24 protein-coding genes and 1 riboswitch are annotated in these 26,567 nt (G+C 60.5%); of the genes, 4 read left to right on the forward strand and 20 right to left on the reverse strand.

Going from position 1 to position 26,567, the window contains the following annotated elements; genetic code table 11:
- Nucleotides 1-18 precede the first annotated feature (18 nt).
- Together ALB80_RS07085 and ALB80_RS07090 are read left to right on the forward strand one after the other, a co-directional pair.
- On the forward strand, nucleotides 19-492 hold the full coding sequence (locus ALB80_RS07085) for a rhodanese-like domain-containing protein (RefSeq protein ID WP_050603320.1): 474 nt from the start codon (nucleotides 19-21) through the stop codon (nucleotides 490-492).
- Nucleotides 489-1,313: a PHB depolymerase family esterase gene (locus ALB80_RS07090; protein ID WP_050603321.1), complete on the forward strand. Its 825-nt coding sequence runs from the start codon at nucleotides 489-491 to the stop codon at nucleotides 1,311-1,313. The genes ALB80_RS07085 and ALB80_RS07090 overlap by 4 nt, the downstream gene beginning before the upstream one ends.
- Here the strand turns inward: ALB80_RS07090 and mdoH are convergent, their stop codons facing one another.
- The 13 genes from mdoH to ALB80_RS07155 all read right to left on the reverse strand — a co-directional run bounded on the left by mdoH (nucleotide 1,314) and on the right by ALB80_RS07155 (nucleotide 16,023).
- Entirely contained in the window at nucleotides 1,314-3,185 is a 1,872-nt protein-coding gene (mdoH, locus tag ALB80_RS07095) for a glucans biosynthesis glucosyltransferase MdoH (protein ID WP_050603322.1), read from the reverse strand.
- The gene (locus ALB80_RS07100) at nucleotides 3,182-4,681 is read right to left on the reverse strand and encodes a glucan biosynthesis protein (RefSeq protein ID WP_050603323.1); all 1,500 of its coding nucleotides are present in this window, start codon (nucleotides 4,679-4,681) and stop codon (nucleotides 3,182-3,184) included. The genes mdoH and ALB80_RS07100 overlap by 4 nt, the downstream gene beginning before the upstream one ends.
- Entirely contained in the window at nucleotides 4,678-5,895 is a 1,218-nt protein-coding gene (locus ALB80_RS07105; protein ID WP_050603324.1) for an OpgC family protein, read from the reverse strand. The genes ALB80_RS07100 and ALB80_RS07105 overlap by 4 nt, the downstream gene beginning before the upstream one ends.
- A 28-nt stretch (nucleotides 5,896-5,923) precedes the next feature.
- Entirely contained in the window at nucleotides 5,924-7,294 is a 1,371-nt protein-coding gene (locus ALB80_RS07110; RefSeq protein ID WP_050603325.1) for a tetratricopeptide repeat protein, read from the reverse strand.
- Nucleotides 7,295-7,473: 179 nt separating this feature from the next.
- Nucleotides 7,474-8,658 (reverse strand): CaiB/BaiF CoA-transferase family protein, encoded by a 1,185-nt coding sequence (locus tag ALB80_RS07115; RefSeq protein WP_050603326.1) that lies wholly within the window; start codon nucleotides 8,656-8,658, stop codon nucleotides 7,474-7,476.
- On the reverse strand, nucleotides 8,645-10,264 hold the full coding sequence (locus ALB80_RS07120) for a thiamine pyrophosphate-binding protein (protein WP_050603327.1): 1,620 nt from the start codon (nucleotides 10,262-10,264) through the stop codon (nucleotides 8,645-8,647). The genes ALB80_RS07115 and ALB80_RS07120 overlap by 14 nt, the downstream gene beginning before the upstream one ends.
- 79 nt (nucleotides 10,265-10,343) lie before the next feature.
- Entirely contained in the window at nucleotides 10,344-10,802 is a 459-nt protein-coding gene (locus ALB80_RS07125) for a DUF302 domain-containing protein (protein ID WP_050603328.1), read from the reverse strand.
- 83 nt (nucleotides 10,803-10,885) lie between these two features.
- Entirely contained in the window at nucleotides 10,886-11,629 is a 744-nt protein-coding gene (cobF, locus tag ALB80_RS07130; RefSeq protein ID WP_050603329.1) for a precorrin-6A synthase (deacetylating), read from the reverse strand.
- Complete coding sequence (gene cobA / locus ALB80_RS07135) at nucleotides 11,622-12,350, reverse strand: uroporphyrinogen-III C-methyltransferase (protein ID WP_050603330.1); 729 nt, start codon at nucleotides 12,348-12,350, stop codon at nucleotides 11,622-11,624. The genes cobF and cobA overlap by 8 nt, the downstream gene beginning before the upstream one ends.
- On the reverse strand, nucleotides 12,347-13,663 hold the full coding sequence (locus tag ALB80_RS07140; protein WP_050603382.1) for a cobyrinate a,c-diamide synthase: 1,317 nt from the start codon (nucleotides 13,661-13,663) through the stop codon (nucleotides 12,347-12,349). The genes cobA and ALB80_RS07140 overlap by 4 nt, the downstream gene beginning before the upstream one ends.
- Complete coding sequence (gene cobM / locus ALB80_RS07145) at nucleotides 13,656-14,450, reverse strand: precorrin-4 C(11)-methyltransferase (protein ID WP_050603331.1); 795 nt, start codon at nucleotides 14,448-14,450, stop codon at nucleotides 13,656-13,658. Before cobM ends, ALB80_RS07140 begins: the two co-directional genes overlap by 8 nt.
- Nucleotides 14,447-14,827: a cobalamin biosynthesis protein gene (locus ALB80_RS07150; protein ID WP_050603332.1), complete on the reverse strand. Its 381-nt coding sequence runs from the start codon at nucleotides 14,825-14,827 to the stop codon at nucleotides 14,447-14,449. The genes cobM and ALB80_RS07150 overlap by 4 nt, the downstream gene beginning before the upstream one ends.
- Nucleotides 14,824-16,023 carry a bifunctional cobalt-precorrin-7 (C(5))-methyltransferase/cobalt-precorrin-6B (C(15))-methyltransferase gene (locus ALB80_RS07155; RefSeq protein WP_050603333.1) on the reverse strand — a complete coding sequence of 400 codons (1,200 nt, stop codon included), beginning with the start codon at nucleotides 16,021-16,023 and terminating at the stop codon, nucleotides 14,824-14,826. The genes ALB80_RS07150 and ALB80_RS07155 overlap by 4 nt, the downstream gene beginning before the upstream one ends.
- Here ALB80_RS07155 and ALB80_RS07160 point away from each other — a divergent pair.
- The gene (locus ALB80_RS07160; RefSeq protein ID WP_172677865.1) at nucleotides 16,022-16,768 is read left to right on the forward strand and encodes a cobalt-precorrin-6A reductase; all 747 of its coding nucleotides are present in this window, start codon (nucleotides 16,022-16,024) and stop codon (nucleotides 16,766-16,768) included. The two genes, ALB80_RS07155 and ALB80_RS07160, sit on opposite strands and share 2 nt — an antisense overlap.
- Here ALB80_RS07160 and cobJ read toward each other — a convergent pair.
- Genes cobJ through ALB80_RS07195 form a run of 7 tightly spaced genes read right to left on the reverse strand, consistent with a single transcriptional unit; the run spans nucleotide 16,759 to nucleotide 24,720 of the window.
- On the reverse strand, nucleotides 16,759-17,523 hold the full coding sequence (cobJ, locus tag ALB80_RS07165) for a precorrin-3B C(17)-methyltransferase (RefSeq protein ID WP_050603334.1): 765 nt from the start codon (nucleotides 17,521-17,523) through the stop codon (nucleotides 16,759-16,761). The two genes, ALB80_RS07160 and cobJ, sit on opposite strands and share 10 nt — an antisense overlap.
- Nucleotides 17,520-18,248 carry a precorrin-2 C(20)-methyltransferase gene (locus ALB80_RS07170; RefSeq protein WP_050603335.1) on the reverse strand — a complete coding sequence of 243 codons (729 nt, stop codon included), beginning with the start codon at nucleotides 18,246-18,248 and terminating at the stop codon, nucleotides 17,520-17,522. The genes cobJ and ALB80_RS07170 overlap by 4 nt, the downstream gene beginning before the upstream one ends.
- Nucleotides 18,245-18,874, reverse strand: coding sequence for a precorrin-8X methylmutase (locus ALB80_RS07175; RefSeq protein WP_050603336.1), 630 nt, complete (start codon nucleotides 18,872-18,874; stop codon nucleotides 18,245-18,247). Before ALB80_RS07175 ends, ALB80_RS07170 begins: the two co-directional genes overlap by 4 nt.
- Nucleotides 18,874-19,995, reverse strand: coding sequence for a cobalamin biosynthesis protein CobG (locus ALB80_RS07180; protein ID WP_050603337.1), 1,122 nt, complete (start codon nucleotides 19,993-19,995; stop codon nucleotides 18,874-18,876). The genes ALB80_RS07175 and ALB80_RS07180 overlap by 1 nt, the downstream gene beginning before the upstream one ends.
- Complete coding sequence (cobN, locus tag ALB80_RS07185) at nucleotides 19,992-23,285, reverse strand: cobaltochelatase subunit CobN (protein WP_050603338.1); 3,294 nt, start codon at nucleotides 23,283-23,285, stop codon at nucleotides 19,992-19,994. The genes ALB80_RS07180 and cobN overlap by 4 nt, the downstream gene beginning before the upstream one ends.
- A 3-nt stretch (nucleotides 23,286-23,288) precedes the next feature.
- Nucleotides 23,289-24,344: a cobalamin biosynthesis protein CobW gene (gene cobW / locus ALB80_RS07190; RefSeq protein ID WP_050603339.1), complete on the reverse strand. Its 1,056-nt coding sequence runs from the start codon at nucleotides 24,342-24,344 to the stop codon at nucleotides 23,289-23,291.
- 1 nt (nucleotide 24,345) lies between these two features.
- A complete protein-coding gene (locus tag ALB80_RS07195; RefSeq protein ID WP_050603340.1) occupies nucleotides 24,346-24,720 on the reverse strand; it encodes a DUF1636 domain-containing protein in 375 nt (124 codons plus the stop codon).
- Between the two features lie 93 nt (nucleotides 24,721-24,813).
- Nucleotides 24,814-25,031, reverse strand: a riboswitch (cobalamin riboswitch).
- Nucleotides 25,032-25,177: 146 nt separating this feature from the next.
- Between ALB80_RS07195 and ALB80_RS07200 the strand changes: the two genes are divergently transcribed.
- The gene (locus tag ALB80_RS07200; protein ID WP_050603341.1) at nucleotides 25,178-26,134 is read left to right on the forward strand and encodes an NAD(P)-dependent oxidoreductase; all 957 of its coding nucleotides are present in this window, start codon (nucleotides 25,178-25,180) and stop codon (nucleotides 26,132-26,134) included.
- Nucleotides 26,135-26,567: the final 433 nt, after the last annotated feature.

Here is a 26,567-nt window from a genome sequence, read left to right on the forward strand (position 1 = left end):
TCGAACAGGAGGCAACCGGTGACCGAGCAAGTGAACCGAACCCGAAGATGGGTGTTGATTGGCGGTGGTGTTGCGCTCGCTGCGGGGTTTGCGATCCGGGAAATTCGGTTGATCCCCGAAGATCACGGTGGTGAGCGGATCAGCGTTGAAACGGCGCATGAACAAGCCCGCAAAGGACGCATCCTGTTGGTCGACATACGAACGCCGCGTGAATGGCGCGCCTCGGGCATTGGCGAAGGTGCAGCACCCCTGGATATGCGGCGCGAAGACTTCGTTGAGGCATTGCAGCAGTTGACCGGCGGTCAACTGGATGCGCCAGTGGCGTTAATCTGTGCGCGCGGGGTGCGCTCAGCGCGTTTAAGCAACCAACTCATAGCGGCCGGTTTTACTCAAATCATTGACGTGCCCGAGGGTATGCTGGGTTCAGCCGCAGGCCCAGGTTGGGTCAGGGCCGGACTGCCGGTTCGCAAATTTAATGAGGATGCAGGATGATCCGAACACTCAGTCTGGCCGCACTTGTTGCTGCAACCGGGCAGGCCGCATGGGCGGGTTGTGCTGGTCAGGAGACAGTTTGTGAAACGCCGATGGGGGCGTATCACATTGAACTGCCCGATGAGGACAATGCACCGATGGTCCTGTTCCTGCACGGTTATGGCGGCAGCGGATCGGGGACGATGCGCAATCGCGCGATGGTCGAGCCCCTGTTGGAACGTGGTTATGCGGTCATGGCGCCTGAAGGTCTGGAGCGACCGGATCGGGGCGGCACCAAAAGCTGGAACTTCTATCCCGGCTTTGGCGAACGGGACGAAACCGCCTTTCTGACCGAGGTCGTGCAAGATGCCGCAGACCGGTTTGGCGTCGATCCCGACCGCGTCCTGCTGGGCGGATTTTCGGCAGGGGGATTCATGGTCAACTATCTGGCCTGTGAGGCTCCTGACACGTTTTCCGCGTATGTGCCGGTGTCCGGAGGTTTCTGGCGTCCGCACCCCGAGGTTTGCGAAGGTCCGATCCGCATGTTCCACACCCATGGCTGGACAGACAATGTCGTGCCTTTGGAAGGTCGCTTGCTGGGCGGCGGGCGTTTCCAGCAGGGTGATATCTATGCTGGGCTTGAAATTTGGCGCCAAGCCAATGGCTGCGTCGATCACAAGCCCAGCGGCTTCAGCACCACGGATGATTTCATGCGCCGCCGCTGGACCGGATGTACCGAAGGCAGCGCGTTAGAGTTCGCGCTGTTCCCCGGCGGGCATACTGTGCCTGCCGGTTGGGCAGACATGATCGTCGATTGGTATGAAGGGCTTCCCGGCAGCTGATTATTCTGCCGGGGTCATGTTGCCTTTGCCTTCGACCAGCCGCTTCAGCTCATCCCTGTACCGGCGAGCCGAACGGGTGATAGCAGGCTCGCTGAAGTCTTCCCGCATTCCGACCATCTTGCGCGCAGCGCCTGCCGAGACGCCGCTGAGCGCAGATAGCGGGATCGCCAGTGCGAGGCTGATGGCAATCGGAGCCAGCCAGATCGACACCAGACCGGACAGGATACCAACGCTCAGCGCGACACCGCTGACGGTTTCAAGGGCATGGCACAGGATCAGCGTGCGCAGACCATAGGTGCCGCCGTCGCGGGCCTGAGGCGACCAGCCACGCTGGATGCCAAAGGCCGTACGGAAGACGGCGATCATCTGCTGGACCATCAGGATCGGTGCATACAGGATGGACAACAGCACCTCAGCCAGAAACGAAGTCAGGAATTTGCGCCCGCCGCCGAAGTCTGAAAAGTGCACACCGCTCAGTGGTAAAGCCAAAACACCCAGCACCTTGGGGGCCAGAAGCATAGCGTACATGACCAGAATGATCAGCACATGCCGGGTTTCCGACATCTCTGGCCATTGCGGGAACAGAGGGTTGTCAGGGCTGAAGTAGTGCAGGACAGATGCGTCCTGACCCTGACCGATCAAGGCCCACATCAGCAAAAGTGCGAACCACAGGGGGGACATCAGGTATCCGACCGCGCCATGAAACATGTGAAAGCGCGACACGGCGCGGAACCCGGTCGAGCCCAGCAGCTTCAGGTGTTGCAGGTTGCCCTGACACCAGCGGCGATCCCGCATGGCGTGATCAATGAGGGTGGGTGGGGTTTCTTCGTATGACCCACGAATGCGCGGCAGGAAACGCACGGCCCAACCGGCGCGGCGCAACAATCCGGCCTCGACAAAATCGTGGCTCATGATCAGCTTGTCCTGACCGCTGATTGAACGCAGCTTGGGCAGACCGGCGCTGGTGGCAAAAGCCTTGGTGCGGATGATCGCGTTATGGCCCCAATAGTTGCCCTCTTGCCCGCACCAACGCGCCAGGCCTTCGGCAAATGCGATGCCGTAGACGCCGTTGGCAAATTGCTGCATCCTGGCAAAAACCGATTGCGCGCCAATGAGTTGCGGATAGCTTTGGATCAGACCAGCCCCCGGATCACGCGCCAGCGCATCGGTCAGGCGATAGATCGCGCGACCGGTCATCAGGCTGTCGGCATCCAGTACCAGCATGGCATCCCAGTCTGCACCCCAACGGCTGACCCAGTCGGCGATATTGCCCACTTTACGGTCAGTATTCTGTTCGCGGCGGCGATAGTAGAGCTCCAGCCCCGGAGCTAACGTGGTACGCAACGCCTCGACGCTGGCTTGTTCCTGTGCCGCAATCTCGGGATCGCGCGTGTCCGACAAAATGAACATGGCATAGTGGTGCCGACCACTGCGCGTCTGCAAATCTTCAAGCATGGTACGGGCGTTGCCCAGCACGTTCCACGGAACTTCGTTATAGATCGGGGTCAGCAGGGCCACGCGTAGCGGCTGCGCGCGGTGACTTTTTTGGGGGCGATCCTGCTTGGACAGGGACACCATACCCAAAAGCACCGTGCAGACCGTGAAAGAGATCCAGAAGAAGTTGAACGAAATCAGCGCCAACAGGATCGCTTCGACCAGGTTAATCCCTTCGGCGCTGAACCAATCGCTCATCACCCAGAGCAGACCCAATGTTGCCGCCATCGCGGGGGAAAACGCCAACGCACGCCAAAATCCGGCAGACGCCGCGCGGCTGCCCGACGGTGCATCCGCATCCCGGAACCGCGCGCCAAAGTTCTGCGCGGGCATCGCCAGAGGGGCCTGGGGCGGCATGATATGCAGATCGCGGCTCATGTGGTCCAACGATATAGCCAGACCTCAGAGGCAGGCTGTTTGTCCTTCAGCAATTGCGCACGCAGCTCAACATGGTTTCGCTCGCCCGGTTCGAACGAGAAAGCCAGTCGCAAGCCGCCGGTATCAGGATTGCGTTGCAGAACCCCGTCCGAGGTTTCGGCATGAGGCGAGTCAACAAAGATCGAGATCGCATCGATATCATCGAACAGATCGCTGTGTTCAAAATCGATAACGGCCAGACGACCCTCACCAAAGGTGTTTTCGCCCATCGCGGTGTTGATTACCCGCGGCATCGGCGTACGCTGGGGTTCTTCCCCCCAGATCAGGCGATAGGACAGGTCGACCTGACTGCCAGCGGCATAGGGCTCAGCCGGGCGCCAATAGGCGACAATGTTGTCATAGATTTCCTGATCTGCCGGAATTTCAACCAGCGTCACGGTGCCTTTGCCCCAATCTTCATTGGGCTCGACCCAAAGACCCGGACGTTTGTGATAATTGGCCTCAAGATCTGCGTAATCCGAAAACTCGCGCTTGCGCTGCATCAGGCCAAAACCGCGCGGATTCGTGTCAACAAAGGACGAGATTTGCAGCCGGGTCGGGTTGGCCAACGGACGCCACAGAACCTCGCCCGCGCCATTGCGGATCAGCAGCCCATCGCTGTCGTGAACAGCAGGGCGGAAATCGTCGAACCGGCTGTGATTGGTCTGGTCGTACAGGAACATCGAAGTACCCGGTGCAATGCCCACATGGGGCAGCTCTTCGCGCGGGAACAAGGTTGCCTCGACATCCATGATGCAATCTGCACCCGCCGTGACGTTGAACCGATAGGCTCCGGTCACGCTGGGGCTGTCCATCAGGGCATGCACAACCATATTGCGCTGACCGGGTGCGGGGCGTTCCAGCCAGAAGCGGATGAACTCGGGGAATTCCTCGCCATCCGGATCGCCGGTTTTCAGGGCAAGACCACGCGCGGACAGGCCATAAACCTCGTGCAAGCCTATGGCGCGGAAATAGCTGGCCCCTTGCCAGACGCAGAATTCATCTGTTTTGCCGGGGCGGTGCATCTCGGTCCGAAGGCGCAGGCCCGAAAAGCCCAGCGTGTCATCGATAGGCAGTTGCGGCACATCTTCGGACTTGTCGAACATGTCCAGATCGAAGGCGATCGGCGTGGCCATGCCATTCTCAACCGTTTCAACTTTCACGGTGCGCGGGAAATACAAACCCGGTGTGAAGAAATCGACGTTGAACGGCGTCTCGGTTTCGTACCACAGCGCCCGGTCCAGCCGGAACCGGATCGAGCGATACTGCTGATAGGTCAGGTCCTGCCATTCCTGCGGCACCATCTCGCGTTCCGCATAGGGACGGCTGGCCAGATCGCGCGCCATCTCGATCACATAGTCACGGTCAAATGGCACCTCACCACCCGTTGCATAGGCAGACGGGGCAAAGGCCAAGGCGGTCGTCGAGATGAGGAATGCGCGACGGGTAAAGTTCATTTCTTCGACTTCCAGGGTTGTGACTTGAACCACGCGGCCAGATAAGCCACGCCGATGATCATCGCAAAGCCAATCATGTTGGCGATAAAGACACTGGCAACATCCCGCCCAGATTGGTCAAGCGCGACACCGATCAACCGGGCTGCGGCCATGGAAAACACAAAGACCGCAAGGGATTGCTGGCCGACCTTGGTGATAACCGCCAGCAGTGTTTGCCAGATGCGTGCGCCCATACTGTGACCTGTTGCGATCAGGCGGTGACCATGCTCACCCGCTGCGACCCAACCCAGATAGGCCAGTGACAGGAAGTGGACATAGCGCAGAAGGCCAAATTCTGTTTTGCCACGCAGATCCTCAGTCAAGGGCCAGCCCGGACGGATCGTTGCGCCAAGATCAGGCGCGGCGGTGTTGATCCAGGTAAAGACCTTCCACGACCCGAACGGAGCCGACAGGACGACAAAGGCAATTGCAACCCAGATCAGGGTTTTAGAAACGGGTGGGGCGGGAATCCAACCGCGCATGAACGCGAACCCTGTGAAGAACAGAAGTTGCCAGCCAAACGGGTTGAAGAACCACTGACGGTTTGACCATGGCTCAGCCGGCAATGCCAGTGCGCCGGTCTGAGCGACTAACCAGATCGCCACGCAAACCGCCGCCATAAGCCAAAAGCTGACGCGGTAGAGCGCCATATAAAGCGGCATCAGCGCCAGGACCACCAGATACATCGGCAGGATGTCAAAGTAGTTAGGCACATAGGTCAGCGTAAAAATCCCAACCATCTGCGACGCAGGATCGTTGAAGAAGTGCTGCAGATTCAGGGATGAGACATAGGTTTTCTCGAACGCACCGGTCTGATCCAGCGCGGCCATGGTCATGGCCACAAAGAAAAACAGGCAGATATGCGCCCAGTAGACCTGCCAGATACGGAAGGCGACACGTGCTGTCCCCATCCACCATCCCTTGCGTAGAAACGCACCGCCAAAGGCAATGGCCGAGGCCATGCCCGAACAGAACACAAAGATCTCGGTCGCGTCGGAATAGCCGAACCGCGCAGGTATCCATTTGGCCCAGGGATCATTTGGGATATGGGCGATCAGAATGATGAACATCGCGATACCGCGATAAAAATCCAGCCGTGGGTCACGCGTGCGGGCAGGGGCTGCGGCCGGGGCCGCAGCGGGTGCAAAATCAGAAGCGGGCGATATGGTCGCCATACGTTCTCTGTCCTTCTTGGTCTTCTTGTTATTCGGCGGGGACGCTTTGTACGTCGCCGCCGTCACGGGCCGCGTCGATCAGGGCGCGGCGCGCGATGGCATAATTGTCTTCGCCTCCGGCACGTTTGGCGCGGCGGTCGTCCAGAATACGTTCAACCGCATCAAGTCGCCCGGCGCGCAGGCCGGAATCGATGGTAATTCGTTCAAATACATCACGTTGCGCATGGCTGCCACCGGCCAGTTGCATTGAACCGCGCGCTGCCAGCAGGTGATCAAACGCCGTGCCATAATGGCCGTCACCAAAGGCTTCGAGGCCCATGGCGGCTGCAACTCCGGGATCGGCCATGCGGCGGGTCGTATCGTCATTGGCGCGCGCAGCATCCGTGTTCATGCGGCTCAGCATCTTGGCAGTGGCGTCGGTGCGATTGTCACCGGTCAGCGCCAGAAGGTAATGCAGATCGGCGAAGATGAGGCAGCCATCTTCGGTGCGTGCGGCGCTCAGGTCAGCCAGCTCTTCCCAGCGATTTCCGACATTTACGCCCTCAAGCTCAAGCCGCATCAACAGCGAAGTGCCGTTCGAGATGTCGCGGTAATCGTCCGTTTTGTCCTTGCGGACATGATTGTCATACAAATCCATCACCTGATCGACCTGACCCAGATCCAGATGCATGAGCGCCTTATGCCACCAGACGTGATAGCGGAAGTTGTTGCAATGCGCCCACGCGTCTTCTCGTCCGGCCAGCCAGTCAAGGCCCAGCTGCGCGTTGCCGGTCATCTCATGAACGTGGGCCACCGCGTGCAGACCCCAAGCATCGTCAGATACCATCCACAGCGCCTGACGACCTGCGATCTCAGCTTTTTCATAAGCGCCGGTCTCTTCCAGCGCAAAGGAGTGGCAGCCCAGCAGATAGCCCCGGCCCGGGTGGTCAGGTTCATAGGCAGGCATCACGCGTTCGATCGAGCGACGCATCCCGTCAGCATCACCCAGAACAAAGCGGGTTGCGTGGCTGAGCTTCATCGCCAGCGTGTCCTGCGGATGATCACGCAGAATCGCCTCGAATTTCTGTGCGGCCCGAGCCTGTTGGCCCGCCAAATACAGGGCCAGCGAATCCACATAGAGACGCTCGCGCGCTGTGATGGGCTGACGTTCCATCGCTGCGTTGGCAGCAGCCAGCGCGTCGACGGCAACCGCCATCATCTCGCGTCGCCCAAGCAGAGCCATGAACAGACCCTTGATCGCATGGCCCAGTGCGAAGTCGGGCTCAAGCTCCAGCACTTTGCCCAGATGTTGGGGGGTAACGGCGGCATGGGCCATGAAACCAAGCAGAACACCATTCCAGGCATCGACAGCAGCCGGCTGGGTCAGGGTGTTCATCTGTCCAAAAACATCTTGTTTCATACTTGGGTCCAATCTGATTGCGATATTTGACACTGTTCGATGTAACAGAGTGTGCGAGAGCGGCGTAACAGTATCGACCCTGCTCTCGAATTGGTGAAATGACGTGTGCGTAAAAGACGAAAAAAACCGCCGATTCAAGGGCATGTTTCAGCAACTTGCCGCCTAAATGTGCAAGTATTTCAATCCTCGAACGGGTTTTCAGCGCTCAGAACGGCCTCGGTATCCGCCCCGCAGACCGGAGGGGCGCTGCGATATGTTACAGGCGTCCTCGACAGGTTCAGGGGATTCCCGATCAGGTTGACCTGACCCGGCTGGGCCTGCATTGCGATCTGCATCTGTCGTGCCGCCACCTGTTCGGTGTCAAACACCTGATCCAGCGTCTGAACCGGGCCAACGGGCACTTTGACTGCCTCGAGACCAGAAATAACGGTCTGCGTGTCCAATGCTTGCATTGCAGGTCGCAAAGTGGCGTTTAGCGCGTCCCGATGCTCCAGTCGGGCTGGATTGGTCGCAAATCTGGGGTCGTCGGCCAGCTCGGGATTATTGATGAAACTGCAAAGCTTTCTGAACTGACTGTCATTTCCGACCGCGAGAATCACGTGCCCGTCGGCGGTTTCATACACATCATAAGGTACGATATTCGGGTGCCCGTTGCCGCGTCGCTGCGGGACACTGCCCGAGGTCAGATAGTTCACGCCTTCATTGATCAGCCAGGCAATCTGGGCATCCACCAGCGCCAGATCGATTTGCTGGCCCTCACCAGTCAGGTCACGGTGGCGAAGTGCGGCCAGAATGCCGACGCTTGCGTACATCCCGCACATCACATCTGCGATGCCAACACCCACTTTCATCGGCGCGCCCTCGGGATCGCCGGTCAAAGACATGATCCCACCATAGCCCTGCGCCATCAGGTCATAGCCGGGCTTGCTGGAATTGGGCCCGGTCTGGCCATAGCCCGAGATCGAGCAGTAGACCAAACTGGGAAACTCTTGCGACAGGGTGGCATAGTCCAGCCCGAACTTCGCAAGCCCACCGGGTTTGAAGTTCTCGATCAGGATATCCGCGTGTGACGCCAGTCGCCGAATCTCAGCCTGACCTTCAGCCGTGGCGATATCCAGCGTGACGGATTTCTTGTTGCGGTTGGCCGACATGAAATAGGCACTCAGGTCCGAGCGGTTGCCCTCGGCATCCGTCACATAGGGTGGGCCCCATTGCCGAGTGTCGTCGCCGCCGGTAGCGGGATTTTCGATCTTGATGACGCTTGCGCCCAGATCTCCCAGCAACTGCGTGCAGGTGGGTCCTGCCAAAATGCGGCTAAGATCCAGAACCTTGACGCCCTTCAGGGGGCCTTCAGATGCGGCCATCATAGCCTCCACGCTCAATTTCAGCAGCAATGACGGTAAATGTCTCGGCTTTTACAGCAGCTTCCAGCGCTGCGCGCAACTCGGCCCGGTTGCGGACTGTGTGGCCGTTTCCGCCAAAGGCCCGGCCCATGGCCGCGAAATCATGATGGCCAAAGTCCACGCCCTTGTTGCTCATCTGTCGCTGGCGTTGTTTCAGCTCGATCAAGGCAAGGCTTGCGTCCACGAAGACCAGAAAAATCGGGTTGCCGCCCATTTCGGCTGCAGTCGACAATTCCCCGGCCACCATCAGAAACCCGGCATCGCCTGAGAAGCTGATGGCCGGGCGCTGGGGTTCGGCCAGTTTCAAGCCAATGGCCATCGGAACCGCGCAGCCCATAGTACACAGCGCCGAAGACTGGATCAGCCCGCGTTCTTCGCTGCACTCCCACATCTGGCTCAACAAGATACGATGCGCGCCGCTGTCAGCTGTTGCCAGCGTTTCAGGCGGCAGAACCGCCCGGGTTTCGGCGATGACAGCCGCAGGTCCCCAGTCTTCATCACTGGGAAAAGCCTCTGCCAGAGCAGCTTTGACATGCGAGGGTTCGCCACTTGGCCAAGTCGTATGGGCAGGGTTGCCCTTTGCGATGGCTTCCAGCGTTTCGCCCGTATCTGCAACAAGGTTCAAACCCGCCTGATGCATATAGTGATCATTGACGACGGCAGAGATATCGATGACGCGCTTATCCTCGGGATCCCAGATTTCGCGCCAGCCGGGGCGCATTTCGATAGGATCATAGCCCAGGCACAACACCAGGTCGGCCTGTTCGATCAAAGGAATCAGATGTTTGTCGGCCAGCGGCGACAGACCGGCCGCGCCCAGACACAGGGGATGATCTTCAGGCACCACGCCTTTGGCTTTGTAAGTGGTTACAAACGGAATGCCAAAATGCTCCACGAACGCCTGCACCACGCTGCGCGAGTCGTCATAGAGGACATCCAACCCGATTATGGCGACAGGGCGCTTGGCCTCGGCCACCCACCGGCGGGCTTTCTCCAGACACTCTCCCCCAGGGCTTACGGGTGCGACCTTTGCAAGGCGGCGGTGTTTCACGCCGGTCACAGGCGTATCTGCAACCGAGATTGGTACATCGACATGAACCGGGCCGGGGCGTGGCTGCATGGCCAGAGACACCGCCTTGTCGGCGACAACATCCGCGCCCTTGGCGGTCAGCGTGAAGGTCCCTTTGGTGATCGAGCGATAGACCCGGCTGTGGTCCATTACCTGATGCGTATAGGTCAGCGCCTCGTCCGCGTCGACACATCCGGTCAGGACGATCATCGGCACCCGGTCCTGCAACGCGTTCGCCACCACATTGATTCCGTTCATGGCGCCCGGGCCTAGCGTGGCCACCAAAATCGCTGGTGCCCCATCGCGGTGATGCACTGCCTCGGCCATGAACCCGGCAGAGTTCTCATGCTTGGTCAGATGAAAGGTAATCCCCGCCTTTTCCAGCGCATCCACCAACGTCAGAACCTCACCCCCGGGCATTCCGAAAGCGTGGCGGCACCCCGCTTCATACAGGCGTTGGGCCAGAAGATCCGCGGCGCGGGGCGAGGGGTCCTGCATCAGTCATGCTCCGAAGTAACCGTTTCGAAGCAGATTGCGGAGGACGCCCCTGGACGCAAGGCGGTTCACGCCAGTGTGACTATTTGACTGCGTCTTCGGCGACAGATTGAAACTTTGTGTCAAGTTCTGTGGCGATATTCAGCAAGGCTTGCCCACCTTCCGATGCATATGGCGCAAAAACAAAGCTGGGAGTTTTGTAGGACAGGGTGGCGGTTCCGCCCTCATTTTCGGTGACATAAAAGCGGATCGGCGCTTCGATCATCGCATTGGTCGATGTCTCAAGCACCCGCACCGCGTAATCATTGTTGAAGGCCCCAATCACCCGGTTGCCCGGTATGGTGATCCCGCGCGCGGCAGCAGCCTTGGTGGGACCTGCCTGTGTCACGACGATCAACCCGTTTTCCTTGATCGCGGCCTTGGTGGCGTCGACCAGTTCGGCATAAGGTTTGTCTGTCGGATGCACCGCCCAGCCTTCAAGGGCGTCTTGCGCCCAGACAGGCAAAGCGATCAGGGCGAGCAGAGGGATGAAAGTTTTCATCAACACATCTCCGATTTCTAGCTGAGACCTGTGTGCCAGACCTGAACGTATCGCGCAGTCACAAACCCGTGTGCTGGGCGCAATTACACGGCGCGCTTTTTCAACAGATAAATATCCATGATCCAGCCATGATCCGCTCGGGCTTTGGCGCGGGTGTCCAGGATTTTCTGGGCGACCTGATCCAGAGGGCCGCTGATCAGCAGTTCTTCCTTCATACCCACATAGGCCCCCCACCAGATGTCAAAATCCGCCATATCAAGGGATTGGAATGAGCATTCTCCATCCAGCATTACGGCGACTTTCGAGGCGGTTTCAGGCCATCCTTCATCCCGGATACGACGCCCGGTTGTAACAACGTAGGGCGCACCCAGATCATTGATCGGGATCGCGTGGGCAGCTGTCAAAGCCTGCAGGGCAGTAATACCGGGGATCACTTTTGTGTTGGGCTTGGGGTCCAGCCGCGCCGCGATGCGCAGCGAACTGTCATAAAGCGACGGATCCCCCCAGATCAGCAGCGCTACGGTCCGTGCCTCCGGGTGGGCGTTCATCACCTCCTGCCAGCGCAGGGCAATGGCGTCGTGCCAGTCGTCAACACCGCGAAGATAGCCGTCATCCGCTCGTCGCGTAGGGATGTCGAAATAGGCGATCTGCGGCGGGGTGTTTGCCACCTGCGCAATGATCTCTTCGCGCAAACCAGCCAGATCAGCCTTGTTTTCGCCCTTGCGCGGGATCAGGATCAGGTCCGCTGCCCGGATGGCCTGCGCACCCTGAAAGGTCACATGCTCCGGGTTACCGGTACCGATGCCGATCAGGCTCAGATCAATCATCTTCGAACTCCGCCAGCGGGCCATAAAGGATCAAGGCCGGGGCTTTGCCGATCTCAGATTTCAACTGCTCCGCCAAAGCGCCGATGGTGGCGCGATGCAGCTTTTGATCCGGGGTCGAAACGGATTCTGCCATCAAAGCCGGAGTGTCCAGCGGCAGGCCATGGGCGTTCAGCGCATCGACCAGCAGCGGGAAAGTGCGCTTGCCCATGAACACCACGGTGGTCGCTTGAGAGTCGGCCAAAGCAGCCAGGTTCAGATCGTCAGGCAGTTCACCGCTGACGTCATGACCGGTGACAAATTGCACCCGTCGCGCGGTCAGACGGCGGGTGAGCGGAATACCTGCCGCCGCTGCCGCCGCAATGGCAGATGGGATGCCAGGAATGATTTCATATTCAATTCCAGCTTCGCGAAGGGCCACAAGTTCTTCTTCCAAACGCCCGAACATGCCGCCATCGCCAGATTTCAACCGTACCACATGTTGGCCAGTCTGAGCATAGTCCACCAGCAACCGGCTGACATGGTCCTGCTTGGGCGAGGGGCGACCGGCCCGTTTCCCCACGCCCACAAGATCCGCGTCCTCGCGCGCGTGGCTCAGGATTGGCCCGCTGCTCAGGTCGTCGAAAAGAACGGCGTCGGCTTTTTGCAATCGGTCTACGGCCTTCAGCGTCAGCAGGTCCGGATCGCCGGGGCCCGAGCCGATGAAAGAAACAAAGCCGCTCATGCCGAGGCCTCAGCGATCAGGTGAAAGAATGTGCCGGTGACATTGCCGCGCACCGAGCCGGTCTGCGGGCCTTCTGCGCCTTCTGCATCAAACACACGCGCAAGCGGTGCATCAGGTTGGTCCACGATCGAAGAATAGTGGAACTCATGCCCGCGCAGCGCAGCGCCTTCGGCAAATCCGGGCATAGGGGCAAGAAGCTCGGCTTTGCGATAGCCCAGGTTGAACTTGCGTTTTTGATAAGACGTCACCAGTCCCAGCAAACCCGCCATTTCATGCTGCACGCCATCCTTGTCGATCAGCGCAGTCCCGAGCGTCATATACCCACCGCATTCTCCGTGCACCGGCTTTGTCTCTGCATGTTTGCGCAGACCCGTGAGGAACGTGTTCGCAGCGGCCAATGTGCCGGCGTGCAGTTCGGGATAACCACCCGGAAGCCAGACCAGATCGGCATCTGCCGCAGGGGCTTCATCGGCCAGTGGCGAGAAGGGCATGATCTCGGCCCCGGCCGAGCGCCAGCCTTTCAGCAAATGCGGATAGGTGAACGAAAACGCTGCGTCCCGAGCCAGTGCTATCCGTTGAGCAGGGGGAGGCGGCAGCGCGGTTGACGACGGCCCAACAGGGCCCAAGGAAGCCGCCTGTTTGATTGCATCCAGATCCACATGTTCGCGCAGAAACGCGGCATAACCCACAATAGCGCTTTCCAGATCAGGGTGTTCCACAGCTTGGATCAATCCCAAATGCCGCTCGGGCAGGGTCAGATCACCACGACGGGGCAGTACGCCCAGCACCGGCAGTCCTGCGCGTTCCATCCCTAGCCGGGTCAAACGCTCGTGCCGGGGGCTTGCGCAGCGGTTCAGGATTACTCCGGCAAAGGGCAGATCGGGGTTGTACATCTTGAACCCCAATGCCGTGGCCGCTGCGGATTGAGCCTGACCGCCCACATCCAGAACCAGCACCACAGGCCACCCCATCCGTGCAGCAGTTTCGGCGCTCGACCCATGGCCCAGCTCTCCGGGTTTGGCGACACCGTCGAACAGACCCATCGAGCCTTCGGCCACAACGATATCTGCACCTTCGGCCTGAGCAGAGATCGCGTTTAACAGCGGATCGCCCATCGCCCAGCTGTCGAGATTGAACGAGGCTCGCCCTGCCGCCGCCCGATGGAACGCCGGGTCGATGTAGTCCGGTCCGCTCTTGAATGGCTGCACGGTCAAGCCGTCTTCGGCCAACGCGCGCAAAAGGCCCAGCATAACCGTTGTTTTTCCGGTGCCTGACGACGGGGCCGAAATCAGAATGCCTGGGGGGTTAGTCATCACCGTGACTCCAGCTGGACCACGGGCTGTCGGTGCTTTGCGGGCGATAGCGGCGATCATAATCCTTGGAATACAGGCAGCTTTCATCGAAGCCTTCACCTGCCAAGGCCGGACCCACCATGATCAATGCGGTGCGCGCGATGCTTTCTTCCAGCGAGTCCTTCAGCGTTGCCAGCGTCGCGCGGATGATCCGTTCATCCGGCCAGCTGGCGCGGTAGACCACGGCCACCGGACAATCTGCACCATAGGCCGGAGTAAGATCGGCGATGACCTTGTCCAGATTGCCGATCGACAGGTGGATGGCGAGAGTCGCTCCAGTACGGGCGAAGTTCTCCAGCGTCTCGCCCTCGGGCATCGTCGATGCGCGCCCCGGTGTCCGGGTCAGAACGACGGATTGTGCGAGCCCGGGCAGGGTCAGTTCAGTACCCAAGGCCGCAGCGGCCGCGGCAAAGGACGGCACGCCGGGGGTCACGCTGACAGGGATGCCCATCTGTTTCAGGCGGCGGATCTGTTCACCCATCGCCGACCAGACCGACAAGTCGCCGGAATGCAGGCGCGCCACATCCTGACCCGCTTTGTGCGCAGCGTCGATCTCGGCCATGATCTGGTCCAGGTCCATGGGCGCGGTGTTCACGATCTTTGCGTCCTCGGGGCAATGGCCCAGGATCTCTTCCGGGACCAGCGAACCTGCATAGAGGCAGACAGGGCAGGATGCGATGATATCGCGCCCGCGCAACGTCAACAGGTCGGCGGCGCCCGGTCCGGCACCGATAAAATGAACGGTCATGTTTGTCCTCCGATGGCTATGGCGCAAGTCGCCAGCCGGTCGTCTGAAATTTGTCTGGGTGAGAGCAGCCGCGCGCCCGAGCCAAAAAGCTCTCCGGCGGCAGCCAATGCGGATGCTTCGGCCACACTTCCAGTGCCATAGGTGGCACGGCTGCGGGTCGAGCAGGTGAGGGTGCGTTGATCCGCCAGGTCGGCTGCGGCAACGAAATGCAAGGGCAGAGATACCTCCTCTGCGAAGGATGTCAGCGCCGAATGGCCTTCCTTGTCGGCAACGGTTGCCAAGGCTGTCACATCATGGTTCGCAGTTGCCACTTCAAATGCTTTACGCAAGCTGTCGGCTGTTGCAGCAGAAGAGAATCCAAGGCCAGCGACGATCATAACGTCACGCTCCACTGCACAACCGGGTAGGCGGATTTCCAGCCGCGCCTTGGTCCCAGAGGGGCAGATTGCGCAAGCTCGATTCGCAAAAGGTCACCGCCCAAATCTTCGTGCCATCGTGCTAGCAGGGCCTCGCTTTCCAATGTGACGGCATTGGCGACAAGGCGCGTGCCTTTAGGAAGCGCATCGCGCAGCCAGGCCAGCAGGTTGGCACTCAACCCTCCACCGATGAAAACGACATCCGGCAGCTCCTCGTTGAACAGCGCTTCTGGCGCAGTTCCGTGCACGACGTTCAGACGATCCTGCCCCAATGCATCGGCATTGCGGCGGATGCGCTCAGCCCGGTCAGCGCGGGGTTCGAAACATGTCGCTGACAGGGTCGGATCACACATCAGCCATTCGATGCTAATCGAACCTGTGCCGCCGCCGATATCCCACAGATGCTCACCCCTTTGAGGAGCAAGCGTTGAAAGGGTCAAGGCGCGGATGGGCCGTTTGGTGATCTGCCCGTCGGTTTCAAAAATGTCGTCCGGTTTGCCAGACGCTTTGGACAGCGCGGGACCTGCACCGGTAACGTCCAGTCCAACGCAGACGGGACGGTCGAACGTGCCCAGAAGGGCTTCGGTCAGAGTGACGGTCTGAGAGCTTTCGCGCGGACCGCCGAGCGCCTGCATCACATGAAGGGACGAGTCGGCAAAGCCGGTTTCAGTCAGGTATGTTGCCAGTTCCGCCACGGCCTTTCCGTCGCGCAGCAACAGAATCGCCCGCAGACCCGGGGCCAGATGAGGCCGCAGTCGCGTCAGGGGTGCAGCGTGCAGGCCGAAGGTCAGCGTACTTTCCAAAGGCCAGCCCAGACGGGCAGCGGCAAGCGAAAAGGTAGATTGGCCGGGCAGGGCGGTCCATTCTCCGGCATCGAAATTGCGCGCAACGACCGAGCCTGCGCCAAACCAGAACGGATCGCCCGAGGCCAGAACAACGGTCTGTTTTCCGCGCAAACCTTGCAGGATCGGCAAGCCATCTGAAAACGGCACCGGCCATTCGATACGATCTGCTCCGGTTTCGGGCAGCAGCGATAGGTGGCGCGACGGCCCCATGATCACTTCGGCCCGGTCCAGCACTTGACGGCTTGCAGGTGACAGGCCATCAAGCCCATCTTCGCCCAGTCCCAGAACTGTCAGCCACGGAGCATCAGACATGACCAACCTCCTGATCCCCAATGTGCTGATCCTTGGCGGTACGACCGAGGCCAACGCTTTGGCCAAAGCCATTGCGGAACAAGGGATTGCGGCTGTGTATTCCTACGCCGGACGTGTGGAAAGCCCACGCCCGCAGCCTTTGCCAGTGCGCGTTGGAGGCTTCGGCGGTTCGGAAGGTTTGGCCGAGTACATCCGCAAATACGCCGTTACCCATGTTGTGGATGCGACCCACCCGTTTGCGGCCCAGATGAGCCGGAACGCGATTGAGGCGTGTCGGACAACGCAGACGCCTCTGGCCGCTCTGACCCGCGCGGCGTGGGCGCTGCAGCCCGGCGACACCTGGCATCACGTCCCGGACATTGCAGCGGCCGTCGACGCGTTGTCCGGCGACGCCCAGCGCGTGTTCCTCGCCGTTGGTCGTATGCATCTTGAAGACTTTGCCGCCCAGCCCCAGCACCATTACCTGCTGCGCCTTGTAGACGACCCCGAAAGCCTGCCCTTGCCGAATGCCGAAGTTGTCGTTGCCCGTGGACCATTTACCGAATCTGAGGACCGCGCGCTGATGCTGCGCCACGGCACGCAGCTGGTTGTGTCCAAAAACGCAGGCGGCTCGGGCGCGCGGGCCAAGCTGGACGTGGCGCGTGCCTTGGGCCTGCCCGTGCTGATGATCGACCGCCCGGTTCTGCCGCAGCGGACCGAGCTTTCGAGTGTCGCACAGGTTCTGGACTGGCTGTCTCATCCCTGATCCTTATCAGGGGTGAAGCGCGGGGTGTAGACGATTGGTGCGCCGTTGCGTTCGATTACACGGGTGCGGGATGACCCCACAATAACCACCGTCTGCATATCGGCCATCTCAGGCGTGGCTTCGGCAAGTGTCGAAACCCGGATTGCTTCATCTGCCCGCGACACGGCGCGAGCGAACAAAATCAGGCGCTCTGACTCACATTCTTCGCGCAGGATTTCCAGTGTTTTTACAAACCCTTCGGGGCGAGACTTCGAGCGTGGATTGTAAAAGGCCATCGAGAAATCGGCCTGCGCCGCCAGACGCAGACGTTTTTCGATCAAAGCCCATGGTTTGAGGTTGTCGCTGAGGTTGATGGCGCAGAAATCATGCCCCATCGGAGCGCCCGCGCGGGCAGATGCGGCCAGCATCGCAGTGATCCCCGGTAGCACATCAATCTGAAGATTGCGCCATTCTGCAGGCCCGCTCTCCAACGCTTCGAAAACGGCCGCGGCCATGGCAAACACACCGGGATCACCCGAAGACACCACCACAACCTTTCGGCCGGCGGCTGCCATTTGCAATGCGTGTTGCGAGCGGTCGATTTCGACCCGGTTGTCACTTGCGTGCAAGGTCAGGCCGGGGCGTTCGGCCACACGCGCCACATAAGGAATATAACCCACGACATCGGTGGCTTCGGCCAGCGCCGACGTGACTTCGGGCGTCACCAGTGCCTCATCACCCGGTCCCAGCCCTGCAATCTTGACCCAACCGCTCATGGACGCCGTCCCTGACCATGCACCACGATGATCGAAAAGTACGGGGTAATCTTTTCGCAGGCCTCTGACAGTTTGGTCACTGTCTGGTTGGGCATCTGCGCAAATTCGACGATCCACGCCCTGTCAAAAAGACCTGAGGTCTTCAAAGCACGTTTCACCTTGTCGATGTTGCGCCCGATCTTCATTACGACGAGCGCGTCGGTTTGCGCCATACGCTCGGCCAGAGTGTCTTCGGGCAAAGTGCCAACCAGCACGGTCAGTACATCATCACCCCAGGTGATAGGATCACCAGTCGCGGTCCAGGCACCGGACATGCCGGTGATGGCGGGCACAACCTCGACCGGGGTCTGTTCGCGCAAGCGGCTGTAAAGATGCATGAACGAACCATAAAAGAACGGATCGCCCTCGCACAGAACCACAACATTCTCGCCCTGCTCGGACAGCGCTTTCAGATGGGCGGTACAATCTTCATAGAACGCAGCCAAAAGTTCGTTGTAGCGCGGATCAGCGACCGGAATCTCGGTGGTTACCGGGTATTCCATCGGAAACTCAACCGCGCCTTCAGGAATCATACCGTTTACGATCTTACGTGCCTGACCGCTGCGGCCCGGCTTTCGGAAGAAGGCCACATGCTTGGCATTGCGCAACAGGCGATCCGCCCGAACGCTCATCAGATCCGGATCGCCGGGGCCAAGGCCCACACCGTATATGGTACCCATGCTCATTCTGCCCGGCTTGCGATGGCGTTGACGGCCGCCACGGTGATGGCACTGCCGCCCAGTCGACCTTTGACAATGCAGGACGGCACCGGTTGGGCCTCCCACAGCGCATCCTTGGATTCGACGGCGCCAACAAAGCCGACCGGGCAGCCAATGATTGCTGCAGGGCGCGGGCAATTTGGATCTTCCAGCATGTTTAGCAGATGGAAAAGGGCCGTTGGCGCGTTGCCAATGGCGACCAGAGCGCCTTCCAGATGCGGACGCCACAGTTCCAGCGCAGCGGCGGAACGTGTGTTGCTCATCTCGGCGGCCAAGGGGCGCACGCGGTCGTCATGCAATGTGCAGATCACCTCGTTATCGGCGGGCAGGCGGAAGCGGGTGACGCCTTCGCTGACCATGCGCGCGTCGCACAGGATCGGCGCGCCGTTTTCCAATGCCGTGCGGGCAGCCGACACAAAGCCGGGTGAGAAATGCACGAACTCTTCCAGCCCAACCATCCCGGCGGCATGGATCATCCGAACGGCGACCTGCTCTTCATCAGCTTCAAAACGGGCCAGATCAGCCTCGGACCGGATGGTGGCAAAGCTTTCCTTGTAGATCGCCGCGCCATCGGTTTCATATTCATAGGGCATCAGGTGAAGTCCATGGTCATAAGTGTTTCGGGGTCGAGCCCGCGCTGGCAGGGCTCATCCCCTGCGCGGCCCTGTTTTACAAGATCAAATCGTCCGTTTGCGCCCACCAATGTAATGTCGGCAGCCCCCATCCGGGCACATCCCTTGGCGCAGCCCGAGACATGCAGGCGCCCGGGCACGTGCGAAGCCAAGGCGCGGGCGATGTCGCGGGTTTCCACCTGAGCCTGCGAGCAGAACGGGGCACCGTGGCAGGCGTCTGCGGTCATCAGCGGGTCGGTGCCATCCGTGACAAACTCTGGGGCTGGTATCACCGCGCCGCCTTCCAGCAGGATCAGCCGCCACGGGGTGACACGCAGGGCAGTCGCGCCGCTATCGTCAATCAGATCATAAAGCTTGCGCGCCGGCAGCGACCCAAAAGCCGCGCCGTACAGAGCGCCGAGTTCGCACGAGCCGGGTTTCAATTTTGCGCCGACAGGGCCGGGCGGGTTTCCTTGCCATTCCTGCGGCAGCGCGTCGACGACCCGCGCCATGCGGCGAGCCTCGGGCGTGTAGGTCCTGGCAAACCACCGTGCCAAAGCGATGACGTGGTCAATCGCGTCGCTCTCGGTCACACGGCGCCCGGTTTCGCAGCCGTCTGCACGCAGGATCAGGCCGTCAGCATCGGTTTCCAGACGAATGTCCGCTGAATCCGCGCTCAAAAGCCGCGCGGGGCCGGTGTCGATGGCAAAGCCGAACTTGGCGGGCAGGGCGGGCAGCTCTGCCAGCCGGTCAATCAGGTCCTGCGTCAGGCGCGCGGTTAAATCGCCCGCCTGATACAGCGGAGTGACCAGAATATTGCGTCGCACCTCAATGCCGGGCTCCGCATCCAGCAGGTTCAGCGCCGCAAGCTCCTTGAGCAGTGGCTGATGGTCATAGTCCTCCACGCCCCGCAGCTGCAGATTGGCCCGATTGGTCAAATCGATCGACCCGTTTCCAAACCGATCTGCAAGGTCGCACAGCCCCAGCGCTTGTTCGGCCTCCAGCCGTGCCAACCGGGGCCTTACGCGCACGACCAGCCCGTCGCCGGACATCATCGGGCGGTGGGCACCGGGGCACCATCCCTGAACAACGGGCGCGCTCATGTCAGACCCTCCAGATCCGCGCGGATCGAGTTACGGCGGGTGTTCCAAAGTCCGGCCTCAAGCAACGCGCGGAACCGGTCCTGCATTGCTTGATGGGCTTTGGGATTGGCCTCTTGCAGGAAAGCGTCCACCTCTTCGTTGCCCAATGTGGCATCATGGTACAGGTCGAACAGGTGCGGCGCGACCGTCCCGGACAGATGCGCGAACGAGGCCATGTGATCCAGCGTTGCGGCGATTTCAGCCGCACCCCGGAAGCCATGCCGCTGCATCCCGGCGATCCAGCCGGGATTGGCGGCGCGGGCATGGACGACTCGGCTGATCTCTTCCGGCAGGGTTCGGGCGCGGGGAGTTTCGGGGTTGGTGTTGTCCAGATGGTAAAGCTGCGCGCTGCCGCCCGTGATCATTTTGGCTGCGGCAAAACCGGCCTCATGTGTGGCATAGTCATTGGCCAGCAGCAGGTCGGTCTCGGTCAGATCCTGCAGGTGAACAAAGCTGTCGGCATTGGTAACGCGCTGGGTGATGCCGTCCTTGTCTTGCTCAATGTGCTCGCCTTCCAGCGCGAAAGAACTGGCCTCTAGCCATGCCTCGCCCGCCTGCGCGCGCGCTTCTTCGGTATAGACCTCGGACAATTGGGTCATATTGACGCCATAACTGCCAGGTGCCGGTCCATAGACGCGGGCCGAGGGGTCCTGACCTGCATAAGGGTTCCAGTCGGGTGCTTCGTCGCGCGCAGACAGCGCACGGACGGCTTGACCGAAAAGCGCCGAAAGGGTTGGGAACACGTCTCGGAACAAGCCCGAAACGCGCAATGTAACGTCCAGACGTGGGCGGCTGAGATCGGTGATCGGCAGGACTTCGATGCCTGAAACCCGCTCGGACCCTTTGTCCCAGACCGGTTTGACGCCCAGCAGATGCAGCGCCATCGCGAACTCTTCGCCCGCAGTGCGCATGGTGGCTGAGCCCCACAGGTCGACAATCAGCCCTTTGGGGTAATCGCCTTCTTCTTGCAGATGGCGGCGTACCAACTCCTCAGCCAGTTTGACGCCCTGCGCATAGGCCGCGCGGGTCGGAACCGAGCGTGGATCGGTTGTATAAAGGTTCCGTCCGGTAGGCAGCACATCCGACCGCCCGCGATAGGGGGAACCAGATGGGCCAGCTTCGATCCGCTTGCCCGCAAGCGCGTCGATCAAAGCGCCACGTTCGGCTTGAGCAGATGCTGCCGGGTCGAAATTGCCCGTCACCTCGGGCACCCTGCCAAAGATATGCAGCCCGTCTCCGAACTGACTTTCCTTGATGTCACAGACAAAACGGTCGATCCGGGTGATAGCCTCGGCGGTGCAGGTGGCCTGATCGAGGCCAAGATCGCTTTCCAGACCGATGGCTTGCGCTTCGTCCCGGATATCCTCTTGCAAACGGTCCCGGCGTTTGGGGTCAAGCCCGTCTGCATTCGAGAATTCATCCAGCAGCGATTCCAACCGCACCATCCGGTCCGGTGTACCGCTTTCCTTCATCGGCGGCGGGATATGGCCCAGCGTGACGGCCCCGATCCGGCGCTTGGCCTGCGCAGCTTCGCCGGGGTCATTGACGATGAAGGGGTAGATTACCGGCAGGTCGCGGATCAGCGCCTCGGGCCAGCAGTCGGCGGATAAGGCAACCGATTTTCCGGGCAACCATTCCAGCGTTCCGTGGGCACCGATATGGATCAGCGCATCTGCGCCCAGACCTTTGCGCAACCACAAGTAAAACGCGACATAGCCGTGGCGCGGCGTGCGCGACAGGTCGTGGTAGTCGTCATCGCGGAGTTCGGGCGTTCCGCGTTCGGGTTGCAGCGCGACCAGAGCTTTGCCCCGGCGCAGGGCTGTGAAGTGAAACGCGCCATCATCGAAGGCGGGATCGTCTTCGCAATTGCCCCAAGCCGTATGAAGGTCGGTTTGCAATTGTTCCGGCAGTTCGGCCAAAGCGCCCAAATACCCTTCCAGCGGCCAGGAAATCCGAGCGTCTGGCAACGTCTCGGAGACTGGTTCCGCTGGTGCGGTTTCATAGTCTTCGCTCTGAAGATCGAACAGCATTGCCTCGGCAGAGGCCAGTGCGTCCAGACCCACGGCATGGGCCATCTGCCAATCTTTGCCGGGATAGGTCGACAGCACCAGCGCAGGGATCTGATCCGCCTTCGGTTTGTCGGTCAGACTCAGCCAGCCTGAAACCCGGTCGATGATGGCTTCGATCCGTTCCGCCTCGGCCCGGTGGGCGAAGCGGGAATATTCCAGATGCGGGTCGCGTTTGCCTGGTTCCTTGAACGAGGCGATGCCCGCCGAAATTCGTCCGTCTACCTCGGGCAATACAACATGCATTGCCAGGTCAGCGGGCGAGAGACCTCGTTCCGCCTCAGCCCAGGCTTTGCGGCGCGAGGTGGCCAGAGCGATCTGAAATACCGGCACGTTGGCGGCGTCCAGCGGGGAAGTGCCCGACGCACCTTTGCCGGAAAAAGACGTGGCGTTGATGATCGCAGCGGGGGTCAACGTCCCAAGAGTCTCGCGCAACCAATCGGCTGCTGCAGGTGCCTTGAGGGACGGCGCGTACAGGCCCACTGCCGCGAACCCGCGCGCGCGCAAGCTGCGGATCAGAGCTGCCACAGGGGCGGTGTCGGCCGACGTCAGATAGGCGCGATAAAACGTGACGACGATACATTTCGCGTCCCCTTCGAACGCAGTGTCCGCTGGAATCACGCCGCGATCCGGGCACCATGCCCCGCATTCGGGCAGGGTCTTCGCGCCCATCACCGGCCCGGCATAAAGCCCGGCTGCCAAGGCCATCTGTGCCAATGCGGCTTGCGCTGCGACCTCACCACCGGTGTCGCACAGATGGGCCAGACGGCGCAGGGTTGAAACGGGCAGGGTGGAATAGTCATCCAGCCGCGTATCCTCGCGCCCATCCGCTGGCAGCACGGCTAGCGCGATGCCCTTGGCCTGCGCCAGTGCCAGAACCTGCTGCAAGCCGTACGACCAGTAAGGCACGCCGCCAATCAAGCGGATCAGAATACCCTTGGCGCCGTCCAGCGTCTGCTCGACATAGGTGTCGACGGACAGAGGGTGCTTGAGCGCCGTCAGGTTGGCCAGTCGAAGCGTCGGCATCCGCCCCTCGGACCCGCCACCGCGATGCCATCCCGCCGCGAAAGCGCCGAGGTCACTGTCCGAGAAGGACAAGACAACCAGATCCGCCGGGCTTTGGCCCAGATCGGTTGGGGTCTCGGTTTCCTCGAGCCCGTGGCTTTCGCGGAAGACGACGTGCATGGGTTACTCGGCGGCCTCGGTGACGCCCGCGAGGATCTCGCGGATTTCAACCTCTTTGATGTCGTCATGCTCGGCAATGACCACCAGACGCGAACGGCGCTCTTCACCCGGTTCCCACGGACGGTCATACTGGTGACGAACGCGCGCACCGACGGCTTGAACGAGAAGGCGCATGGGTTTGCCTTGGACGGCAGCGTAACCCTTGACGCGCAAGATGTTCAGCTCGGTCGCCAAGCGTTCGATATTGGTGACCAGCGCGGCCGGGTCGGTCTGTTCTGGCAGTTCGACGATGATGCTTTCAAAATCGTCGTGTTCGTGATCATGGTGACCGTCGTGATGCGACGGGCGGGCATCCATGTCATCCTCGGCAGCGGCTTCCAGGCCCAGCACGACGCGGACATCCACAACGCCTTCGGCAACCTCAACCACGGGCAGGGGGCGCGGCGCTTCGGCGGCGATGACTTCTTTGGCCTTGGCCACACCCTCGGGGCCCGCCAGATCGGGTTTCGTCAGCAGGATGATGTCGGCGCAGGAAATCTGATCCTCGAACACTTCAGACAGTGGCGTTTCGTGGTCGATCGAGTCGTCGGCCATGCGCTGAGCATCCACGGCTTCGACATTCGGTGCAAAGCGACCGGCGGCGACGGCCTCGGCATCGGCCAGAGCGATCACGCCATCCACGGTGATCTTCGAGCGAATATCGGGCCAGTCGAAGGCTTTGAGCAACGGTTTGGGCAGAGCGAGGCCTGAGGTTTCGATCAGGATATGTTCAGGGCGCGGCTCCAGCGCCATCAAGGCTTCGATGGTTGGGATGAAATCGTCGGCCACGGTGCAGCAGATGCAGCCGTTTGCCAGTTCCATGATGTTTTCCGCCGGACAGTCCGGGATGGCACAGGATTTCAGGATGTCGCCATCGACACCCACATCGCCGAACTCGTTGACGACCACGGCCAGACGCTTGCCCTGTGGGTTCTGCATCAGGTGTTTGACCAGCGTCGTCTTGCCCGAGCCCAGAAATCCGGTGATCACGGTGACGGGCAGTTTTTCAAGGTTCGACATGTCAGGCTCCAATCGGGGGAATGCGCGATGCGCAGTTTTTGCGGAAATGTTCGGGGCGCTCGCGCCATTTGACCAAGCCGTCTTCGGTGGCCAGATACTTTGTGACGCCGTCGATGATGACATCGACATGATCAACCTCATTCAGGTTCTCATAAACAAAGGTCCAGCGATCCGGGCCACCGCGCAGCACTATGGAACAGCCCTGATCGCAATTCGAAAGGCACTCGACAGGTTTCAGGGTAATGCCGTCGGGCAATTTGGCCTGTTCCAAGGCCTGGTGCAGCAATGTGCCGGGGCGCTGCGCATCATCCTCAACAGCCTGACCGCGGCGGCAGGTCGTACAGACCAGCAGCTCGACCGGTGCGGTCTCAGTCATATCTCTCATCCCCCCAAATCCTCTTCGCGGGGGACGGGGTTTCAAGCGGGCCACGTGTTGCAACATGGACCCGACACCGGAACACCCCGCCCGGTTTCAACTTCGGGTGCTGGCAGGTCTCCCGGCTTGCGGATGTCAGAGGCCCGGTTCGTCAGGGTCCTCTGTCGGATGTCCCGCCTTCCCGGCCTTGGCCAGTGGCATTGGGCACCCTCTCCGGTCACGGTCGCGGGGGCGGCTGCGTTTGGCGGACAACCCGTTGACGCATTCCCTTTTCATCTGCTGTTGCAGACACCAACGAAAGGGACATGCGGCACCGCTGACCCGCTTGTCAAGCGCGTTACGCGTAACATCTGGGGAAGGGTGCGAAAAGCGACCTGCGGTTGTCGTTGGGCGGCATGAATGGTCGCATAAATCCGTGATCGCATGACGGGCACATGCCAACAGGGAGAGGCGACATATGAAAGTTGGATTTATCGGGTTGGGAAATGTCGGCGGCAAGCTGTCAGGATCCTTGCTGCGAAATGGTATTGATCTGACGGTGCATGATCTGAACGCGGATCTGGTGACCGAGTTTGTCGCCCAAGGCGCAAAGGCAGCAGAGGGTCCGGCTCAGTTGATGCGGGACTGTGATGCGGTCATCACCTGCCTGCCGTCGCCTGCAGCCTCGGACGCCGTGATGCAGGAGATGCTGCCCGAGGTTGGCCCCGGCAAGATCTGGATGGAGATGTCGACCACCGACGAAGCCGAGGTCAAGCGTCTTGGCGCTGAGGTGATCGAACGCGGTGGCGCGGCGGTGGATTGCCCGGTTTCAGGTGGATGTCATCGGGCAGCCACTGGCAATATCTCGATCTTCGCGGGATGTGACCGCGAAACATTCGAACGGATTCTACCGTTTCTGACCACCATGGGGCGGCGTGTTTTGCATACCGGTGAACTGGGCTCTGCCTCGGTTCTGAAGGTGCTGACCAACTATCTGGCCACAGCCAATCTGATCACCTGTGCCGAAGCACTGGTGACTGCCAAGGCAGCAGGTATGGATCTGGGCACGACCTACGAGGCCATCAAAATCTCTTCCGGCACGTCCTTTGTGCATGAAACCGAAAGCCAGGTCATCCTGAATGGATCCCGCGATATTTCGTTCACCATGGATTTGGTGAAAAAGGATATAGGTCTGTTTCAGGAGGTCGCGGACCGCGCCGGTGTGCCGCTTGAGATGAACCCGGTCATGATCAAGATCTTCGAGGACGCCATCGCAAGGTATGGCGAACGCGAGTTGTCGCCAAACATCATCAAACGATTGGAAGAGGCCACCGGCCTGGACATCCGCGCGCCGGGATTTCCACCCGAAATGCTGGATGATGAGCCCGAAGAGCCTGGGTATGAGGTCGTCCCGCAAAACCGGATCGGGCACTGAACGCCGGTTGTTACTGGTGACAAAGGGCCGCCCGGTCTTGCGATTGTTCAAGATCGAGTACCCTTTGCCATCCTCAGAGCGACATTGACCTGTGCGTGCCCCATGATACTGGCGGTTTTTGTCGGGTTGACTCTCGCTCAGGTTTTTCTTGGAAAGGGCGACGTTGCCCTCAAGATAATGCACAACCATATCCAGCCATGGCCCCCTCAGAGGTATAGGCGGCTTCCATCGTCACGGACGCGAACGCGTTGTTTTTTGTTTACTGTCAGTCGGCTGTTCTCAGCTTGAATTGCTTTGTGTCTACACCTGCCTGGTCAGGCAGATCGTCCACATGCGCGACTTTGATCCATCCCAGGTTCCGTGTACGAGCGTCGGTGGCGTCGGGCTTTCAAGCTCCGCCTTGGGCTGGTCAATTGGCTTGGCTAGGCTCAGG

Source organism: Ruegeria sp. 6PALISEP08 (genome assembly GCF_001238295.1).
In the GTDB taxonomy this organism is placed as follows: domain Bacteria; phylum Pseudomonadota; class Alphaproteobacteria; order Rhodobacterales; family Rhodobacteraceae; genus Ruegeria.

Bases quoted from the DNA above. Each gene is read 5' to 3' on its own strand.
- ALB80_RS07090 (WP_050603321.1), top strand. From the start codon at position 489: ATGATCCGAACACTCAGTCTGGCCGCACTTGTTGCTGCAACCGGGCAG.
- mdoH (WP_050603322.1), bottom strand. From the start codon at position 3,185: ATGAGCCGCGATCTGCATATCATGCCGCCCCAGGCCCCTCTGGCGATG.
- ALB80_RS07100 (WP_050603323.1), bottom strand. From the start codon at position 4,681: ATGAACTTTACCCGTCGCGCATTCCTCATCTCGACGACCGCCTTGGCC.
- ALB80_RS07105 (WP_050603324.1), bottom strand. From the start codon at position 5,895: ATGGCGACCATATCGCCCGCTTCTGATTTTGCACCCGCTGCGGCCCCG.
- ALB80_RS07110 (WP_050603325.1), bottom strand. From the start codon at position 7,294: ATGAAACAAGATGTTTTTGGACAGATGAACACCCTGACCCAGCCGGCT.
- ALB80_RS07115 (WP_050603326.1), bottom strand. From the start codon at position 8,658: ATGGCCGCATCTGAAGGCCCCCTGAAGGGCGTCAAGGTTCTGGATCTT.
- ALB80_RS07120 (WP_050603327.1), bottom strand. From the start codon at position 10,264: ATGCAGGACCCCTCGCCCCGCGCCGCGGATCTTCTGGCCCAACGCCTG.
- ALB80_RS07125 (WP_050603328.1), bottom strand. From the start codon at position 10,802: ATGAAAACTTTCATCCCTCTGCTCGCCCTGATCGCTTTGCCTGTCTGG.
- cobF (WP_050603329.1), bottom strand. From the start codon at position 11,629: ATGATTGATCTGAGCCTGATCGGCATCGGTACCGGTAACCCGGAGCAT.
- cobA (WP_050603330.1), bottom strand. From the start codon at position 12,350: ATGAGCGGCTTTGTTTCTTTCATCGGCTCGGGCCCCGGCGATCCGGAC.
- ALB80_RS07140 (WP_050603382.1), bottom strand. From the start codon at position 13,663: ATGACTAACCCCCCAGGCATTCTGATTTCGGCCCCGTCGTCAGGCACC.
- cobM (WP_050603331.1), bottom strand. From the start codon at position 14,450: ATGACCGTTCATTTTATCGGTGCCGGACCGGGCGCCGCCGACCTGTTG.
- ALB80_RS07150 (WP_050603332.1), bottom strand. From the start codon at position 14,827: ATGATCGTCGCTGGCCTTGGATTCTCTTCTGCTGCAACAGCCGACAGC.
- ALB80_RS07160 (WP_172677865.1), top strand. From the start codon at position 16,022: ATGACCAACCTCCTGATCCCCAATGTGCTGATCCTTGGCGGTACGACC.
- ALB80_RS07155 (WP_050603333.1), bottom strand. From the start codon at position 16,023: ATGTCTGATGCTCCGTGGCTGACAGTTCTGGGACTGGGCGAAGATGGG.
- cobJ (WP_050603334.1), bottom strand. From the start codon at position 17,523: ATGAGCGGTTGGGTCAAGATTGCAGGGCTGGGACCGGGTGATGAGGCA.
- ALB80_RS07170 (WP_050603335.1), bottom strand. From the start codon at position 18,248: ATGAGCATGGGTACCATATACGGTGTGGGCCTTGGCCCCGGCGATCCG.
- ALB80_RS07175 (WP_050603336.1), bottom strand. From the start codon at position 18,874: ATGCCCTATGAATATGAAACCGATGGCGCGGCGATCTACAAGGAAAGC.
- ALB80_RS07180 (WP_050603337.1), bottom strand. From the start codon at position 19,995: ATGAGCGCGCCCGTTGTTCAGGGATGGTGCCCCGGTGCCCACCGCCCG.
- cobN (WP_050603338.1), bottom strand. From the start codon at position 23,285: ATGCACGTCGTCTTCCGCGAAAGCCACGGGCTCGAGGAAACCGAGACC.
- cobW (WP_050603339.1), bottom strand. From the start codon at position 24,344: ATGTCGAACCTTGAAAAACTGCCCGTCACCGTGATCACCGGATTTCTG.
- ALB80_RS07195 (WP_050603340.1), bottom strand. From the start codon at position 24,720: ATGACTGAGACCGCACCGGTCGAGCTGCTGGTCTGTACGACCTGCCGC.
- ALB80_RS07200 (WP_050603341.1), top strand. From the start codon at position 25,178: ATGAAAGTTGGATTTATCGGGTTGGGAAATGTCGGCGGCAAGCTGTCA.